The 17,836-nt window shown below is 47.9% G+C and carries 14 protein-coding genes; 9 read left to right on the top strand and 5 right to left on the bottom strand.

Going from position 1 to position 17,836, the window contains the following annotated elements; translation table 11 throughout:
* Window positions 1–2: 2 nt before the first annotated feature.
* Genes ACSHWX_RS05680 through ACSHWX_RS05670 form a run of 3 tightly spaced genes read right to left on the bottom strand, consistent with a single transcriptional unit; the run spans window position 3 to window position 2,279 of the window.
* Window positions 3–728 carry a fluoroquinolone export ABC transporter permease subunit gene (locus tag ACSHWX_RS05680; protein WP_435667224.1) on the bottom strand — a complete coding sequence of 242 codons (726 nt, stop codon included), beginning with the start codon at window positions 726–728 and terminating at the stop codon, window positions 3–5.
* Window positions 725–1,588: an ATP-binding cassette domain-containing protein gene (locus ACSHWX_RS05675; RefSeq protein WP_435667223.1), complete on the bottom strand. Its 864-nt coding sequence runs from the start codon at window positions 1,586–1,588 to the stop codon at window positions 725–727. Before ACSHWX_RS05675 ends, ACSHWX_RS05680 begins: the two co-directional genes overlap by 4 nt.
* Before the next feature lie 7 nt (window positions 1,589–1,595).
* Window positions 1,596–2,279 (bottom strand): TetR/AcrR family transcriptional regulator, encoded by a 684-nt coding sequence (locus ACSHWX_RS05670; RefSeq protein WP_435667222.1) that lies wholly within the window; start codon window positions 2,277–2,279, stop codon window positions 1,596–1,598.
* Window positions 2,280–2,493: 214 nt separating this feature from the next.
* On the opposite strand from ACSHWX_RS05670, the gene ACSHWX_RS05665 reads away from it, so the two are divergent.
* Window positions 2,494–3,072: a hypothetical protein gene (locus ACSHWX_RS05665; RefSeq protein WP_435667221.1), complete on the top strand. Its 579-nt coding sequence runs from the start codon at window positions 2,494–2,496 to the stop codon at window positions 3,070–3,072.
* Here the strand turns inward: ACSHWX_RS05665 and ACSHWX_RS05660 are convergent.
* The gene (locus ACSHWX_RS05660) at window positions 3,069–3,482 is read right to left on the bottom strand and encodes a MerR family transcriptional regulator (protein ID WP_435667220.1); all 414 of its coding nucleotides are present in this window, start codon (window positions 3,480–3,482) and stop codon (window positions 3,069–3,071) included. The genes ACSHWX_RS05665 and ACSHWX_RS05660 overlap by 4 nt on opposite strands.
* Complete coding sequence (locus ACSHWX_RS05655; RefSeq protein WP_435667219.1) at window positions 3,475–5,178, bottom strand: long-chain-fatty-acid--CoA ligase; 1,704 nt, start codon at window positions 5,176–5,178, stop codon at window positions 3,475–3,477. Before ACSHWX_RS05655 ends, ACSHWX_RS05660 begins: the two co-directional genes overlap by 8 nt.
* Before the next feature lie 260 nt (window positions 5,179–5,438).
* On the opposite strand from ACSHWX_RS05655, the gene ACSHWX_RS05650 reads away from it, so the two are divergent.
* From ACSHWX_RS05650 to ykgO, 8 genes are all read left to right on the top strand, one after another.
* Window positions 5,439–7,913: an acyl-CoA dehydrogenase gene (locus ACSHWX_RS05650; RefSeq protein ID WP_435667218.1), complete on the top strand. Its 2,475-nt coding sequence runs from the start codon at window positions 5,439–5,441 to the stop codon at window positions 7,911–7,913.
* A gap of 51 nt (window positions 7,914–7,964) precedes the next feature.
* Window positions 7,965–9,935 carry a 3-hydroxyacyl-CoA dehydrogenase NAD-binding domain-containing protein gene (locus ACSHWX_RS05645; protein ID WP_435667217.1) on the top strand — a complete coding sequence of 657 codons (1,971 nt, stop codon included), beginning with the start codon at window positions 7,965–7,967 and terminating at the stop codon, window positions 9,933–9,935.
* Window positions 9,936–9,944: 9 nt separating this feature from the next.
* On the top strand, window positions 9,945–11,231 hold the full coding sequence (locus ACSHWX_RS05640) for an acetyl-CoA C-acetyltransferase (protein WP_435667216.1): 1,287 nt from the start codon (window positions 9,945–9,947) through the stop codon (window positions 11,229–11,231).
* Window positions 11,232–11,737: 506 nt separating this feature from the next.
* A complete protein-coding gene (locus tag ACSHWX_RS05635; protein WP_435667215.1) occupies window positions 11,738–13,372 on the top strand; it encodes a peptide ABC transporter substrate-binding protein in 1,635 nt (544 codons plus the stop codon).
* 183 nt (window positions 13,373–13,555) lie between these two features.
* Window positions 13,556–14,482, top strand: coding sequence for an oligopeptide ABC transporter permease OppB (gene oppB, locus ACSHWX_RS05630; RefSeq protein WP_435667214.1), 927 nt, complete (start codon window positions 13,556–13,558; stop codon window positions 14,480–14,482).
* 9 nt (window positions 14,483–14,491) lie between these two features.
* A complete protein-coding gene (locus ACSHWX_RS05625) occupies window positions 14,492–15,421 on the top strand; it encodes an ABC transporter permease subunit (RefSeq protein ID WP_435667213.1) in 930 nt (309 codons plus the stop codon).
* A 68-nt stretch (window positions 15,422–15,489) separates the two neighbouring features.
* On the top strand, window positions 15,490–17,328 hold the full coding sequence (locus ACSHWX_RS05620; protein ID WP_435667212.1) for an ABC transporter ATP-binding protein: 1,839 nt from the start codon (window positions 15,490–15,492) through the stop codon (window positions 17,326–17,328).
* 214 nt (window positions 17,329–17,542) lie between these two features.
* Entirely contained in the window at window positions 17,543–17,668 is a 126-nt protein-coding gene (gene ykgO, locus ACSHWX_RS05615) for a type B 50S ribosomal protein L36 (RefSeq protein WP_027835018.1), read from the top strand.
* Window positions 17,669–17,836: the final 168 nt, after the last annotated feature.

Raw genomic sequence — 17,836 nt, 5'->3', positions numbered from 1 at the left:
ATCTATCCCATCTTCATTGTGATATGCGTGTGGAACGCGGATTTTGCCCAATAGGCAAAAACAAGGATTGCTGCGGCCGCGTAAGCGATGGCGTAAAGTGCTTCCCACTGTTCAAGCGGGCGAAATGCGCCTTCCATAATCATAGTGGGTGCTGATGTTGGAATAGCCAGCAGACTTGGATGTTTAAATATTCCCCAAAAATACATGAAAGGCAGCTGCATCAAAATTGCGACGCCGGACATCGGGATCAAAAAATCGGTGATGCGTTGATAGCGGACCACAATGGCAATGCCCACAAGCGTAAACAAGATAGAGACCGATAGGATGCCCAAAACAAGCCATATTGGATTAGGCCAAACTGCGTCCCCGCCAAATAAATGTATGGCGATTGCGCCATAAATCGAAATCAGGGATTCAAATGTTGCGAGCAAAACAAGCGAAACAATTTTGGACGCTAGATATTCGGCATCGGTTAGGGGTGAAACAATAGTGGCAGCCATCGTGCCTTCGTCTTTTTCAAAGATCACCATACCCGCAACATAGAGCATGGTTGTGCCACCAATGATGAGCAGTATCGCCGCTGGAATGACGTTGACCAATTGATTAGGGCTCGCAAGCTGAGACAGGGCAAGGGCGATCAAAAGCGAAATGACAATGCCGACATGATAGAGATTGTTTCGATATTGCACGATTAAGTCAGTTTTGATCGCTTGAACGAGGCGTCTCATGCTGTCAGCTCCCGTCCCGTCACCTGAATGAAGATATTATCAAGTGTGGTTTCTTGGCTGTGAATGCGCTCAATACGGTGGGCCGCTTTAACGGCCTCGTGAAACTGGGCGTTTGTTTGCAGTCCATCAAGTTCGAAATGTGTGCTGGTGAGATCGCCATGTTGGTTCGAAACATCTAGGCGAACTTTGCGCTGTCCATATTGTTTTTTTAACGCGTCCGGGGCGTCGATCACTGAAATATTGCCTGCGGTTACAAAAGCAACGCGGTCACACAACTCGTCTGCCAAATTCATATTGTGAGTGGTCACAAAAACTGTGGTTCCGGCGTCCCGCAACCCCAAGATTAGGTCTTTAATCCGTTTTCCGTTGACGGGGTCCAGCCCACTTGTAGGCTCGTCTAAAAACAGGATTTTTGGTTTGTGCAGCAGGCTACGTGCGACGTTAAGGCGGATTTTCATGCCTTTTGAGAAATCGGATACTTTTTTGTCGGCGTCCATGTGCAAATCGACCATTTCCAGCACTTCGTCTGGGGTCAATGTGGGGCCCTGATAGAAGCCTGCAAAATGTTGCAAGTTCTCGCGGGCTGTTAATTTGAGATAGTGGTTGGGCAATTCAAATGAGACACCAATATGCTCGTAAAGTTCGTTACCCCAGCTTTTTAAGTCTTTGCCCAAAATGGAAATTTCACCACGATAGTCTTTCAAAAGACCGATTAAGATTTTTTGGGTGGTGGATTTGCCGGAACCTGACGGGCCAAGAAATCCGAATATTTCCTTTTCCGCAATATCAAAGTCGATGCCATTCAACGTGTCAGCCGTTGCATTTGGATAGGCGAATTTTAAGTTCTGAGCAGAGATCATAATGTTCTCAATTTTGGTTTTTTGATTTATCAAATTCTGCAATGCCAGCTTGAAAGAGCTGACGCAGGACCTGTTTGCCTGCATCGCTGTTGGCACCTTCGTCAGGCGTTAGTGCGCGGTCCATCATGTCAGCGATCCCTTTGATAACGGCGTCCGTTTCTGGAATATCATCTGGTTTTTTGAACTCTGAAATCACCACCAGACCATAGCTAAAAATATCCATCAAATGAGCGGTGACAGCAGGGTCGAGTTCTTTTCGCACAGCGCCTGCTGCTTGCATCATGGAGATGAAATCATGGCGCATGCCAGAATGCTGTTGGCGTTCAAAAAAATTGCCAGGCTGCTTGATATAGTTGCCCAAAATTGTCGGATCTTTGCGCATGATCACCGACATAAAGGGGTTGGTGTCAAAGGCCTTGAGCATATTGATATACATGTTGGCGATGCGCCCGCCTTCCGGGTCAGCTTCTACCGCTTCAAACCAAGCAATTGAGTATTTGTAAACCGTTTCAATCAACAACGCCTCGAGCACTTCTTCCTTGGATTTGAAGTGCAGGTAAATAGCGCCTTTTGAAATACCTGCTGCTGAGGCGATGTCGGCAACAGTTGTCTTGTTGTACCCAAACTTAGAAATTAACGCAGCCGTTGCCTCAAGTATGCGGGTTTCGCGCAGTTTGTCCTTGTCGTTCAATTTAAGGTCTTTCTTGACGGAATAGTGTTATGACCTTTTGACCCAAATTGCAAAAAGAGTCAAATTTTGTCTGTGGGGTGTACTTACTGTGCAGAACGTTTGCGAGGTCGAAACAATAATAAATGGTTTAGGAAATACACTTAGGAAATTGACCATTTGCACAAAGTCCATGTGTATTTCTAATTAGATATTTGTAACATTTAAGTATTTGAACATGTTGAATCGTTGTAGTGCCCTTGTATTTTCAGATGATGGTAGTTGGTCAGAAGCATTTTGTTCCAACCTGAAGACCGTTGGGTTTTTAAAAACGCATTGTGTCGGTGATTTCGAGGCGTTGGAGCGCACGATATCTAAGCACCGGATCAATTTTTGTTTTTTCTCGCAGATGGGGCGGATGGACCAGCTTCGGGCCGCAACGCAAGCTGTTCGAGTATATGGCGATGAAATTCGATTTTCGCCGCTCTTTCTCATGGCTAGAGAAATCTCTCAACAGGAACTGGGCCAATATTTATCGGTCGGCTTTGATGATATCGTGCAATCTCCCTGTACGCTGGACACGTTACGATCACGGATAAAACGTCAACTCAACAACGTGCATAATTATTATGAGACTGAGCAATATTTTGGTCCTGATCGTCGGAGAAATGAGCAGGCGGACCACCAACATAAGGCGCGTACTGGTATGGTGCCATACCGGCGATACTCAATTCGCCGGGATGTTTTTAAGGGCGTCGAAATCATGGATATTTTCGATCACAAACCTGTTTCGTTTGCCGATGCGCTCGAGGTTTAAACCGTTTGTGTTTCAAGTTGGTCGAGTGCGTATTTTTGCATCGACTCTAATTCTTGAATGGCGATTTCTAAGTCTGCTTTTTGCGCATTTAACATGTCTAGGCGCGAATTTACCCGCTCGAGCAAGTGTTGGGTTTGCGTCGCTTGGGTCTGGTCTGCGTCATACAGTTCCAAATATTCCGAGATTTCCTTCAGTGTGAAACCCAAACGTTTGCCGCGTAAGATGAGCAGAAGTCGTGTCCGGTCGCGCCGTCGAAATACGCGTGTGGTGCCAACTCGGTCCGGGACAATCAGGCCTTTAGATTCATAAAACCGAATGGTGCGGGTTGAGATGTTAAACTCCCCCGCAAGTTCGGCAATCGAAAACAAGTCGTGCTTTTTGTCGACAGGTTTGGCCAATATTTTATTCACTGCTCTTGTACTCTTCACGAAGTTCCTTCTTAGACAGTTTGCCAATAAGTGTTTTTGGCAATTCGTCCTTAAAAATGATTTCTCGCGGCATTTCAATTTTTGAAATGTCAGTTTTGATGAATTCCATCAGTTCATCTTGCGTGGCGGTTACCCCGGTTTTCAGTTTAACAAAAGCAACTGGCGCTTCGCCGCGATATTCATCAGGCACACCGATTACATTGCACTCGTCGACTTTTTCGTTCTTGTACAACGCGTCCTCAATCGCTCTTGGATACACATTATATCCAGAACAAATAATGGTATCTTTGATGCGGTCGACGATGAAGATAAAGCCGTCTTCGTCGATATAGCCAACGTCGCCGGTGCGAAAATATCCGTTTACGAATGAATTTTCATTGGCTTCAGGATTGTCCAAATATCCGGGCATGACCTGTGGCCCCTTGGCGACCAATTCACCGCGCTCGCCTGGTGCGACAAATCGGGTTGGGTCATCTATGTCGACAAATTGAATGTCAGTGCCGGGCAGGGGTTGGCCAATGGAATTGTCTTTGCCAGCCCCATAAAGCGGCGAGCAACATAGAACCGGTGCGGTTTCGGTTAAGCCATAGCCTTCTGCGATGAGGCCGCCAGTTGCCTTTGCAAATGCGACCTTGGTGTCATTTGGCAGCGCTGCGCCACCTGAAATGCCAACCTTAAGGCTAGAGATATCGTATTTGTCCAACTCCGGTGCTGTTGCAAGGGCGTGGGAAAGCGTGGGGACGGCGGGGAATATGCTGGGCTTCGTTCGATTGATCATTTTGAGAAGGGGGATCTTCTCATACCGGGGCAGCATCACCACTTTCACACCGCTGACGAGCGGCGTGTTCATGCAAACAGTCATCGCAAAAATGTGGAAAAATGGCAGAACGGCGATCAATCCGGCAGGTGGGCGGAATAGATCTAAACCCCATAAGTCGATCTGGCTCAGATTTGCGGCTATATTTTCATGGGTGAGTACAGCTGCCTTTGGAATGCCTGTTGTGCCGCCCGTAAACTGTAATACAGCCATATCTCGAGGTTCTATTTTAACGGGGTCAGCAATGGCGCCCGAATTTTCCAGATCGTCCCAGTGAACTACTTTTTCGGCTTGAGAGGATTGGTTGATCTTTGAAAGGTCTTTGCTCTTTAAAAGCTTATAGAGCACCTTCTTAAGGGTCGGCAATGCGTTGGGAAAATGCGCAACGACAAGTTTTTCACATAGGCCTTTTTGCGCTAGCGCCTCTGCCTTTTTAAACGTTAGGTCCAAGTCTAGCGTGACAATAATTTTTGAATTTGAACTCTTTAGAATATGGGTCAGTTCTGAAACAGTGTAGAGCGGATTGCAGTTTACAATCGTCGCGCCAATTTTCAGCGCCGCATAATAGGCAATGGGAAAGAAGTGCGTGTTCGGCATTAAAAGCGCCACGCGGTCACCCTTTTTGATGCCCATTTCCTTTTGCAACGCACCCGCCATTTGATCAATCGCGATGCCCAGTTCTGCGTATGTTGTTTCTCGGCCTAAAAAGTCGAGTGCAACAATGCTGGCATTTTCAGCGACGGATTTTGTGATGCGCTCCGTGACAGGTGTCGTGTCAATTGGTGCGTAATAGTCGATCCCATCAGGGTAACTGTTCAACCAAGGTTGGTATAGTTGGTGGTTTGCTGATCCCGTTGCCATAATTTTCTCTCCCTGCCCAATTATGTTGAAGTATTACATCAACTGACGTTAACGTCAATTGATCGACGCACGTTTACGTTTTTCACGGCATGGCTGTTTGCCAAAACGCTAAATCATTAAAAAATCTACGTAATACGAATAGTTGCCTATAAAGTAATCACGTTGACGTTAACGTATATCTGTGACATTGTGTTCGTATTGGACTTTTGCGTGCTTGGCAGTGCTGTGCAGCACATGGATTTTGATTGCTGGAGGATTTCATGGCGTTTATTCTGATGTTGGCTGGGTTGGCGGCGTTTTTCGCGTTGGCGCTCATTGAAGCGCGGCTTGTTGTTTGGGGGCTTGTTGCAATTGGCTTTGCAGCCATTTGGCAAGTGATCGTTGGCGGTGGCTTTAATCCGAGCGGTTTGGGCCTATTCGTCTATATCCCAGGCATATTGATGCTTTTATTGTCCGTTCCCTTGATCAGGCGTCTTGTACTGACCGCACCGATTTATGGCGCTGTTAAAAAGATCCTCCCACGGGTTTCCAGTACAGAACAAGAAGCGCTTGATGCAGGTACGGTTGGCTGGGACGCGCAATTGTTCTCTGGCAAGCCAGACTGGTCTCAACTTTTAGACATCCGCAAGCCAGTGCTGACAGCAGAAGAGCAAGCCTTCATGGATGGCCCGGCTGAAGAAGTTTGCGGCATGATCGATGACTGGGACACGCGACACAATCGTGCTGATATGCCGGATGCTGTGTGGACATATCTCAAGGAAAACCGTTTCCTTGGTATGCTTATTTCAAAAGAACATGGCGGGTTGGGTTTTTCCGCTCAAGCGCAATCGATGATTGTTTCTAAAGTTGCTTGTCGCTCTATTGCTGCGGGTATTTCGGTGATGGTGCCAAACTCCTTGGGGCCAGGCGAATTGCTGGAAAAATACGGAACCGATGCACAAAAAGACAAATATCTGGAACGCCTTGCCACTGGCAAAGAAGTGCCTTGCTTTGCGCTAACCGGTCCTCACGCTGGTTCTGACGCTGCAGGAATGCGCGATGCTGGTGTTGTTTGTTACGGTGAACATGAAGGCAAAGAAGTGCTGGGCGTCAAGCTAAATTGGGACAAGCGCTACATCACGCTTGGTCCTGTGGCTACGCTTCTAGGGCTGGCTTTCAATCTTTATGATCCTGAAAACTTGCTTGGCAAAGGCACTGATGTGGGTATCACATTGGCGCTTATTCCAACCAAGCATGAAGGCGTCAATATTGGCCGTCGTCATTACCCATCCCGCTCAGCATTTATGAATGGGCCGAATAGCGGTAAAGACGTATTTATTCCGCTTGATTGGATTATTGGTGGAACCGATTATTGTGGTCAAGGTTGGCGGATGTTGATGGAGTGTCTATCAACTGGTCGCGCCATTTCATTGCCTGCAATTGGCACTGTTTCGATTAAACAAGCTTTGCGGGTGACAAGTGCTTATGCGCGCATTCGCCGTCAGTTCTCCATACCCGTTGGGATGATGGAAGGGGTCGCAGAGCCTTTATCGCGGATCGTTAAAGACGCCTATATGTTTGAGGGCTCGCGTGCCGCAACCGCTGCGATGGTGGACGAGGGGCAAAAGCCTTCGGTTATTTCAGCATTGTTGAAATATCGCACCACCCAAGCCATGCGCGACCGTTTGGACGACGCGATGGATATTCACGGTGGTCGCGCGGTTTGTGACGGACCGTCCAACTATTTGTTTTCTGCCTACCAAGCCGTGCCAGTGGCGATTACTGTTGAAGGCGCGAACATTCTCACCCGCACGCTGATTACCTTTGCTCAAGGCGCATTGCGTGCGCATCCGTTCCTTTATAGCGAGATTTCGGCAGCGCAGAATGAGAATAAAAGCGAGGGCTTGAAGGCGTTTGATAAGGCGTTTGCTGGTCACACGGCCTTTATGTTGCGCAATATTACGGGGTCACTTTTCCATAATATCACGTTTGGTGCATTTGCCTCATCACCTAGCACTGGTCCATTGAAAACGCACTATCAACAGCTTCACCGCTATGCGCAAAGCTTCGCGCTGGTGGGAGATTGGACTGTTGTTGTTCTCGGCGGCGATATTAAACGCAAGCAAATGCTGTCCGGTCGTATGGCGGATATCCTATCGGACCTTTATTTGTGGTCTACCACGCTTAAACGGTACGAAGATGACGGCTCTATTGCCGAAGATTTGCCAATTGTTGAGGCGATTGTTGCAGACCGAAAAGCGGCGATTGAAAAAAACTTTTTGGACGTTTTTGCGAACTTTCCAAATGGTTTGATGCGTTTTGTTATGCGTCGATTGGTATTCCCGTTTGGCGCACATGCAACAGCATCTCCGGATCGGGTCAATTACAAATTGGCCAAAGCTGTTCTTAAGCATTCGGACCAGCGTGATCGGTTGACACGAGATCTATATGTTAGCTTCGACCCGGAAGACAGAACCGGTGTGCTTGAAGACGCGCTGATCAAAGTTGAAGAAGCCGCTGACGCTGAAAAGAAATTCATCCGTGCGCTGAAAAAAGGTATGCTTAACCGCCGTCTTGATCGTGATGCGATTGAAGATGCGGTGGATCAGAACATCATCAGCCATAACGAAGCAGGCCTGTTGCGTGCCGCTGACGAAGCAACGGACAATGCAATCCGGGTTGATGATTTTGCGCCGGACGAACTTGCAAAAATTGCCCGAAAGCCGCAAAAAGGTGATCATATTGCGGCTGAATAGTCACGTCGACTAAACGGCAAATACGAATTGATTTAAGTGGGGAGCGAAGAGATGGCACAACCCAAAATGCCCAAACTCAAATATTGGCACTTTGAAATAGATTTTGAAAAAATCGGCTGGCTGACGATTGATACGCCAAAGTCACCGGTGAATGTTCTGGGTACTCAGTGCATGGCCGAGCTTGAAACTCTCGCCTTGCGGTTTGAGGATTTGGTCGCATCCGATGAGTTGGCTGGTGTTGTGTTGCTTTCCGCTAAAGAAAACGGCTTTATCGCTGGCGCTGACGTGCGCGAATTCGATGGAATGAGTGATCCGTCTGTTCTGCCCGAAGCGCTTAAAAAGGCGCACGCTATTTTCAACCGTATTGAAAATCTCAAAGTGCCGGTTGTCGCGGGCATTCACGGATTTTGTTTGGGTGGTGGGTTCGAGCTTGCGCTCGCTTGTCATTATCGGATTGCAGTGAATGACGATAAAACCCGCATTGGTTTCCCTGAAGTGAAGCTTGGCATTTTCCCTGGTTTTGGCGGCACTGGGCGTTCGATCCGTCAGGCTGGGCCTGTGGCCGCGATGACCGCGATGTTGACGGGCAAGTTTTATCGCGCTGGTGCAGCAAAGGGATTAGGGTTTGTCGACAAACTGGTGAGCCATCGTGATCAATTGCGCTGGGAAGCGAGGAAAGCTGTGATGCAGCGCCGCAAGGCCGAACCTGCCGGCCTGTCCAAGCGTATCATGGCTATGGGACCACTTCGCGGTTTTACGGCCAATAAAATGCGACAGCAAGTGGCGAAAAAAGCCAACAAAAAACACTATCCTGCGCCGCATAAATTGATCGATATTTATGAAAAACATGGCGACGATCCAAAAGCGTTTATCAACGCAGAGCTAGAACACTTTCCGCCCTTGATGGCGACTGATACAGCGCGTAATTTGCGCCGTGTGTTTTTCCTTTCCGAAGGGCTTAAAGCTCAAGGTGTGCAAAAAGGCCCAAAACCAAAATTCAATCGCGTTCATGTTATTGGCGCTGGGGTGATGGGTGGCGATATTGCTGCGTGGTGCGCATTGCGTGGCATGGAAGTAACGCTGCAAGATTTGGATATGGAACGGATTGCGCCAGCCCTGAAACGCGCGAAATCACTGTTTAAAAAACGGCTTCGAAAGCCAGATTTGGTGGCGGCTGCGATGGCGCGGCTTACGCCAGACCCTGAGGCAAAAGGGGTTGGTCGAGCTGACGTGGTGATTGAAGCTATAATTGAGAATTTGGAAATCAAGCAGAAGCTATTTGCTTCGCTAGAACCAAATCTGAAACCAACTGCGATTTTGGCGACAAATACGTCGTCCATTCCGTTGGAGAACATTGCCTCAGCTCTTAAAGACCCATCGCGGTTAATCGGCTTGCACTTCTTCAATCCGGTTGCACAATTGCCGTTGGTTGAAGTGATTGCGCAAAAGCATAATAGCGATCAAGTTGTGCGCATTGGGGCAAGCTTTGCAACGGCGATTGGCAAGAGCCCGGTTGTTGTGAAAAGCGCACCTGGTTTCCTCGTCAACCGCGTGTTGATGCCTTACATGCTGCAAGCTGTGATGCGGGTTGAAAACGGGGAAAACCGTGTGACGATCGACAAAGCGGCGGTGGCGTTTGGCATGCCCATGGGCCCCATTGAATTGATGGATATGGTTGGCCTTGATGTCGGGCGGTCTGTTGCTGAAGAGCTTGGACAAGACGTTAAAGATGGTGGCATTTTTGCGGACTTGGTGGCTGGTGGTCATCTGGGCCGTAAGACGGGCCAAGGTTTTTACAAATGGGAAAATGGCAAGGCCGTTAAGGGCGACGCGGAGCAGGTGGCTGATCTTGAAGCGCTTGGCCGCGAGTTGGTGAAGCCATTGGTCGATGAATGCGAAATTTGCGTAAAAGAAGGCATTGTGGCCGACGCAGATTTGGCGGATATCGGCGTAATTTTTGGAACGGGATTTGCTCCATTCCTTGGCGGGCCGATACAGGCACGCAAAGACGGCAAAGCGTAGGAGAATAAAATGGCGAACAAAACAGTTAAACGTGTTGCTATTGTTGGCAGTGCTCGTATTCCATTTTGCCGCGCTTATTCCGGTTATATGGGGGAAACCAACCTCTCCATGATGTCTGGCGTTTTGTCAGGCTTGGTGAATAAGTTCGATCTTAAAGGTCAGCATATTGACGAAGTCATGGGCGGCGTGGTGCTCAATCATTCTCGCGATTTTAACATTGCGCGCGAAGCTTCTTTGAACGCAGGGCTAGCGCCAACAACGCCGGGCACGACAGTGCAAATTGCATGTGGCACATCGCTACAAGCTGCGATGATCATTGGCGCCAAAATCGCCAGCGGTGAAATTGAGAGCGGTATTGCATGTGGCTCGGACAGCGTTAGCGACAGCCCAATTGTTTTTGGGCCGAAATTTTCAAAACGGATGATCAAACTCAGCCGCGCTAAAACGCTTGGCCAAAAGCTTGGCGTGTTCAAAGGGTTTGGTTTTGGTGAAGTTGTGCCAAATGCACCTTCCACTTCTGAGCCACGCACTGGCCTGTCCATGGGGCAACATTGCGAACTGATGGCACGCGAATGGGGTATTACCCGTGAAGCACAAGATGAGTTGGCATTACGCAGTCATTTGAATGCGGCCAGCGCCTATGACGAAGGTTTCCATGATGATCTGGTTGTTCCTCATGCGGGAATCGTTCGCGACAATAATGTGCGCGCCGATTCAACGATGGAAAAAATGTCTTCGCTTAAGCCTTCCTTTGACCGTAAATCTGGTCACGGCACACTAACGGCCGCGAACTCGACACCGCTTACGGATGGTGCCGCTGCTGTATTGCTCGCCAGTGAAGAATGGGCAAAAGAACGTGGGCTTCCCATTCTGGGCTATTTGCGTGCAGGTGCTGTTTCTGCCAATGATTTTGCGGCTGGCGATGGGCTTTTGATGGCCCCCACGATTGCTGTTTCCAACATGTTGCGCAAAGAAGACTTGGACTTCGCAGACATTGATCTGTTCGAACTGCATGAAGCGTTTGCGGCGCAAGTTCTTTGCACCATCAAGTCATTTTCTGACCGTGCCTATAATCGCAAGGTTTTGGGACGTGAAAAGGTTCTTGGCAAGATCGATCCCAAAAAGCTGAATGTCAAAGGATCCAGTGTTGCTTATGGTCATCCCTTTGCCGCCACAGGCGCGCGTATTTTGGGCCTTACAGCTAAGCTACTTGACGACACGCAAAAACAACGCGCGCTCATCTCCGTTTGTACGGCTGGCGGGCAAGGTGTTGCTGCGATTGTCGAGCGAACCTAACCGGACTTCGTGCTAATTATTTAGGCATTCAATCCCCAAAACTCTTCGCAGAGATACGATTTGGCTAAGTGTGCCTTTGTTACAATTTGCGGTTTTACTAGGAACCCGTGGGTACACGTATTGGTATTCATATATATTGTCAGACAAATATAGCTATAGCATTCAAGTTTAAAGGATATTTGGGCTGCAATTTTGTGACAAACGTGTGAAATTTGACGATTTTCTTCAATTTTTTTTAGTGGAAATTCACAAATCTAAGCAGGGCCTAATCTGCTGAAATATCTAGGTAAAATTTGTGAAGAGCTTTTTTAGCATTCTGAAAGTCCTGGTTTTTGGCGGCTAATTTGAGGGGGTTGCACCAAACAGTGCTTGCCAAAAGCGATGGTTGAACGCTAGGTTCTAACCTCGCATTTGGGCCCGTTTGCCCAACTGTAGTTACGACCTAAAGACTGTCCGAAAAAGTGGCAGTCGTGGTCGAAGGAAACGTCTACTAGGGAGAGTAGTTTATGAAGTTTACCTCAATTTTTAAGGCTGCATCAGCAGCGACCTTGATGGTCGCCATGGCTGGCGGCACTGCATTTGCAGACAAAATGCATCCGATGACCGGCGAAAAGCTGGCCGCGGATCAGACTTTTACATACCGTTTGCTTGATGGCATTCCAACACTTGATCCGCAGCTGAACGAAGATGTTTCTGGTTCAGATATTTTGCGTGACTTGTTTGAAGGTTTGACCAACCAAGACGCAGACGGCAACACAATTCCAGGCGTGGCTGAGAGCTGGGAAGCTTCAGAAGGCAACACAGTTTACACCTTTAAACTTCGTGACAATGCGAAGTGGTCAAATGGTGATCCAGTAACCGCTGCTGACTTTGCTTATGCTTGGCGTCGTGCTGCTGATCCAGCAACCGCTTCACCATATGCTTGGTACATGGAATTGATGTCAATCGCCAACGTTGCTGACGTTTTGGCCGGCGACAAAGACCCATCTGAACTTGGTGTCGAAGCTGTTGACGATCACACATTTAAAGTAACATTGAGCCAAGCTCTTCCTTACTTTGTGGCGATGACAACTCATGCGACTGTTTTCCCAACACACAAAGCAACTATTGAAGCCCATGGCGATCAGTGGACGCGTCCAGAGAACATGGTTTCTAACGGCGCTTACAAGTTGACTGAGTGGGTGTTGAAAGAGCGTACTACACGCGAACGCAACGCAATGTACTGGAACAACGACAAGACTATTCTTGATAAAGTTGTGACATTGGTCATCAATGACGAAAACGTGGCGCTAACACGTTACCGTGCTGGTGAACTTGATCGTACTGAAGTGCCAACAGGCCAGTATCCTCGCCTTGAAGCAGAGCTTCCTGATGAGACACATTCTGTGCCTCGCCTATGTAGCTATTACTACACATTCAACCTAACTGATTCAGGTAACCCTGCATTTAAAGACGTTCGCGTTCGTAAAGCGTTGTCATATGCGGTTGATCGTGACGTAATCGTGGATAATGTGCTTCAAGCTGGTCAGTTCCCTGCTTACACATTTACGCCTGGTGCAACAGCTGGTTTCGACGTTCCTGACGTTGATTATGCTGGTTGGACACAAGCAGATCGTGATGCGAAGGCTAAAGAGCTTTTGGCTGAAGCTGGCTACGGCGCAGACAACCCGTTGAAGTTCGACATGCTCTACAACACTTCTGAAGGCCACAAGAAAATTGCAACAGCAATGGCTGCAATGTGGAAACAGAAACTTGGTGTTGAAGCAATTTTGGCGAACATGGAATGGAAAACATTCTTGGACGTTCGTGGAAAGCAAGACTTCCAGCTAGCACGTGGCGCATGGTGTGGTGACTACAACGAAGCATCTACATTCCTTGATCTTGTTCAGTCAAATTCAGGTTATAACGATGGTAAGTATTCAAACGCCGAAGTTGATAAAGCGTTGGCAGAAGCGAAAACATCTTCTGACACAACTCCGCTTTATACACGTGTAGAGCAAATCATGGCTGCAGAAATGCCTGTGATCCCTGTGTACCACTACACCGCAGTGTTGATGCTTAAGCCGAACCTGAAAGGCTGGCCTTTCGGTAACGTTGAGCAAAACTGGTATAGCCGTGACCTTTATAAGGTTGCTGAATAGCAGTTGATAATTGGAGGCGCCGCGACTTATTTGTCGCGGTGCCTTCTTTATTTGGATCACCGATAAATTCGGGTTCCAGTATTTGGTGAATGTTCTCTCAATCGTTGACGGTTTGGCGGCTCGTTTCGTTGATCTTAGGTGCAACAATAGAAGAGGCACGCTAAGGGAAGCAGGGTCAAAGCTATGTTCAGCTTTATCGTTAAACGTATGATGTCGGCGATACCGACAATTTTATTTCTTATCCTATTTTCGTTTGTGCTGATGCGATTGGCGCCAGGTGGTCCGTTCACCTCGGAACGCCCGCTTCCACCACAAGTGTTGGCTAATATTCAAGCCAAGTATGGTCTTGATCAACCTTGGTTGATACAGATTTGGAACTATGTTTCCGGGATTGTAACTAAATTCGATTTTGGTCCCTCCTTCCGATACAAGGATCAGACGGTAAATAGCATTTTGGCACAGGGTTTTTCAGTTACCCTGGTTTATGGATTTTGGTCTTTTGTTGCTGCTGTTGCGATCGGTCTGCCGTTGGGCATTGTAGCCGCTATTAAGCATAATAGCTGGCTTGATTATCTAGCGGTTGGAATTTCCATCGGCGCGCAAGTTTTGCCAAACTTTGTGATGGCCCCAATTTTGGTGATTATTTTCACCCTTTGGCTGGGTTGGCTTCCTGGTGGCGGCTGGAATGGCGGCGGCATTGAATATATAATAATGCCAGTGATTGCGCTTTCCACAAGCTATATGGCATCTATCGCGCGTATTGCACGCTCATCAATGTTGGAGGTTTTGCATTCCAATTTCATCCGAACGGCGAAGGCAAAAGGTTTGCCGATGACGAGCATCATCATGAAACATGCGATTAAGCCAGCGTTGTTGCCAGTGGTTTCATATCTCGGCCCTGCGTTTGTCGGTATGATCACGGGTTCAGTTATTATTGATATATACTTTTCTACTGGTGGCATGGGCCAATATTTTGTCGATGCAGCTACAAACCGTGACTATTCACTCCTTATGGGTGCAACGATTATTTTCGGCTCACTCACTATCCTTTTCAACATGATCGCCGACATAGTTTATGCTTGGCTAGATCCAAAAATCCGGTTGGCTTAGGGGGCTATTATGTTGGTAAGTAAAGAAAAAATGGCCGGGGTAGTTGAAGCTACGTCAGTTGGCAAAGAGATCGAGGGTCGTTCGTTATTGCAGGACGCCTGGGAGCGTTTTCAGCGAAATAAAGCCGCTGTTATTAGTGTTGTCGTTTTGACTTTCATGGTGGTGTGGTCCTTTATTGGCCCAGCCATTTCACCTTGGTCTTATGAAGAAATTGATTGGAATGTAATCGGGAACGCTGCGACAGCAGGTTACCCTTCTATTGAATCAGGACACTATTTCGGCACGGACGATTTGGGTCGTGATATTTATGCTCGTACCCTTCAAGGTACACAGATTTCGCTGCTTGTAGGTTTGGTTGGCACTGCAGTGGCCGTGATAATTGGTGTGCTGTATGGTGCCGTTGCAGGTTATGCCGGTGGTCGCATTGACAATTACATGATGCGGTTCGTCGATTTCCTAATGTCGATTCCCTACATGTTTATCTTGATCATCTTGTTTGTAATGTTTGGCCGTTCACTTTGGCTCCTATTTGCAGGGCTGGGCGCGTTCGCATGGATGGACATGGCGCGTATCGTTCGCGGTCAGACTTTGGCAATTAAAGGTAAAGAGTATATTGAAGCGTCTGTCGCCTCTGGTGTTGGCAGTTTTAAAATTATTCTTCGCCATGTTCTACCAAACCTACTGGGTATTGTTGCTGTCTATACGACACTTCTCATTCCAGGCTTGATCCTGACGGAGAGCTTTATCTCGTTCTTGGGGTTAGGCGTGCAAGAGCCACTTACATCATGGGGTGCCTTGATCTCTGACGGTGCGAAGACCATTCAATATGGCACACCTTGGCAGCTAGGGTTTCCGCTTGGCTTCTTCGTTGTAGGCTTGTTCTGTTTCTATTTTATTGGTGACGGCTTGCGCGATGCGCTTGATCCGAAAGATCGATAGGAGAATTTGTTGATGAATATTCAAACTTTCCAATTGTCGACCTTCAATTTGAGTAAAGGATCTCTAGCGTGAGCGAACAAAAAAGAAATGTTTTGGAGGTCAACGACCTTGAGGTGACCTTCGACACCCCAGATGGCGACGTACGAGCTGTTAAGGGTGTAAGTCTGCATATCGAGCCTGGTGAATGTCTTGGGATTGTGGGCGAAAGTGGGTCAGGTAAAAGTCAAACTTTTATGACTGCCATGGGTCTTTTGGCTAAAAATGGGCGCACTAAAGGTGAGATCATTTTCAACGGCACGTCGTTGTTGGGATTGTCCACTAAGGAACTCAACCAGGTGCGTGGTCGTAATATGTCAATGATCTTTCAGGATCCATTGACCTCTTTGACACCACACCTCACCGTGTTTGAACAGATGAGTGAAGTGTTGCAGCTTCACACCGGTGAACGTGGCGGCGCTGCTGAGAAAAAGTGCCGGGAATGGTTGGACCGGGTCCGCATTCCTGAATCTGACCGGCGTCTACGTCAATATCCGCATGAACTTTCTGGCGGCATGCGTCAGCGTGTGATGATTGCGATGTCTATGTTGTGTTCGCCTGATCTGTTGATCGCCGATGAACCAACCACTGCTCTGGATGTGACCGTACAAGCTGAAATTCTTGACCTTATGGACGAGTTGAAGCGCGAGAACGGCACAGCGATTGCGTTGATCACCCACGATATGGGCGTTGTTGCCCGCATGTGTGATCGTATTCAAGTTATGCGTGAAGGCATTTATGTTGAGGAAGGAACGGCTGAAGACGTTTTCAACAATCCACAACATGAATATACTCAAATGCTGCTTGAAGCGATGCCACGGATTGATCAGCCAGATAAAGCGACAAACCGTAAGCTTAAAGAGTACGACCTAAAAGGCCGCGATGAAGACTTCTTGAAAGTTGATGATGTACATGTGCATTTCAACATCAAGGTTCCGACCGGTTTTTGGCATCAAAATGTGCCGCTTAAGGCAGTGGACGGGGTGAGCTTTGAGTTGAAGCCTGGCGAAACATTGGGGATTGTGGGCGAAAGTGGCTGCGGAAAATCAACGCTAGCCCGCGCGGTTTTGCAATTGATCCCGCCGACCCAGGGTCATGTAAGTTGGCTTGGTAAGCCACTTGATGCATCAAACAAAGCGGACCTGAAGGCCAAACGCGAAGATTTGCAAATCGTCTTCCAAGACCCTCTTGCAAGCCTTGATCCGCGTATGACCATTTCAGATAGCATTATGGAGCCATTGCAAACCTTCAGTCCTGATTTGAGCCGCGACCAGATGAAGGCCCGTGTTGCCAAAATCATGGAACGTGTTGGTCTTGATGCAAATATGATCAACCGTTATCCGCATGAGCTATCTGGCGGTCAGAATCAACGCGTGGGCATTGCCCGTGCAATGATCATGGAGCCAAAATTGGTTGTGTGTGATGAGGCTGTGTCGGCGTTGGATGTTTCCATTCAGGCGCAAATCATCGAGTTACTGATGGACTTGCAGGAAGAGTTTGGGCTTTCCCTACTGTTCATCTCGCACGACTTGTCTGTTGTTCGTGAAGTTTCTCACCGCATCATGGTGCTTTATCTAGGAAGGATTGTGGAACTGGCGGATCGCAATGCGATTTATCTTGATCCACAACATCCATATACACAGCAGTTGATTTCTGCCGTGCCTATTCCTGACCCTAAGATTGAGCGGACGCGTAAGCGTATTCGGTTCCCGGGCGAGTTGCCCTCTCCAATGGACCCGACCGCGAAGCTGCGTTTCTTGCAGTCAAAGCTTAAGGCCGAGCAGTTTGATTATGTGCCTGAGTTGCAAGAACTTCGGCCCGGCCATTTTGTGGCTGAGCATGATCCGCTTGAGGATTTGCTTGTCGGCTAGGTGTGTTGCTGATTCTTGATGAATAAATGAGGGGGCAAAATTGCCCCCTTTCTGCTTTAAAGGATGATAGGTGTGTATTTAGGCCAATTAAGGCGCCAACTTATCGCTTTTACACTGAGATGCGTTGACAAGTGCCTCGTTTGCTCATAAATAACCTCCAACGAATTCCCGGCGCCAGTGGCGCCTATTTTTATGAATGTGAAGGGTGACCGGAATGAAAATCAAAAATTCCATTAAAGCGCTGCGCACCCGGCATCGCGACAATAAGGTCGTTCGCCGTCGCGGTCGTATCTACATTATCAACAAAGTGAACAAGCGTTTTAAAGCCCGTCAGGGTTAAGTCGCAAAGTTCAGTTTGAAAAGTTTAGGGGTCGGTGAAGTTTTCACCGGCCCTTTTTCGTGCGCTGCGCATATTGCTGAAATATTGAACAGCTTTGACTTTTGCCTCAGAATAAGCAATAATGTGAAGTGCCTAAAATTTGGGCATTTTTGTGTTTTATGGAGAAGT

Source organism: Maritalea sp. (genome assembly GCF_051251695.1).
In the GTDB taxonomy this organism is placed as follows: Bacteria; Pseudomonadota; Alphaproteobacteria; order Rhizobiales; family Devosiaceae; genus Maritalea.
This window is presented reverse-complemented; position numbering and strand designations above follow the sequence as displayed.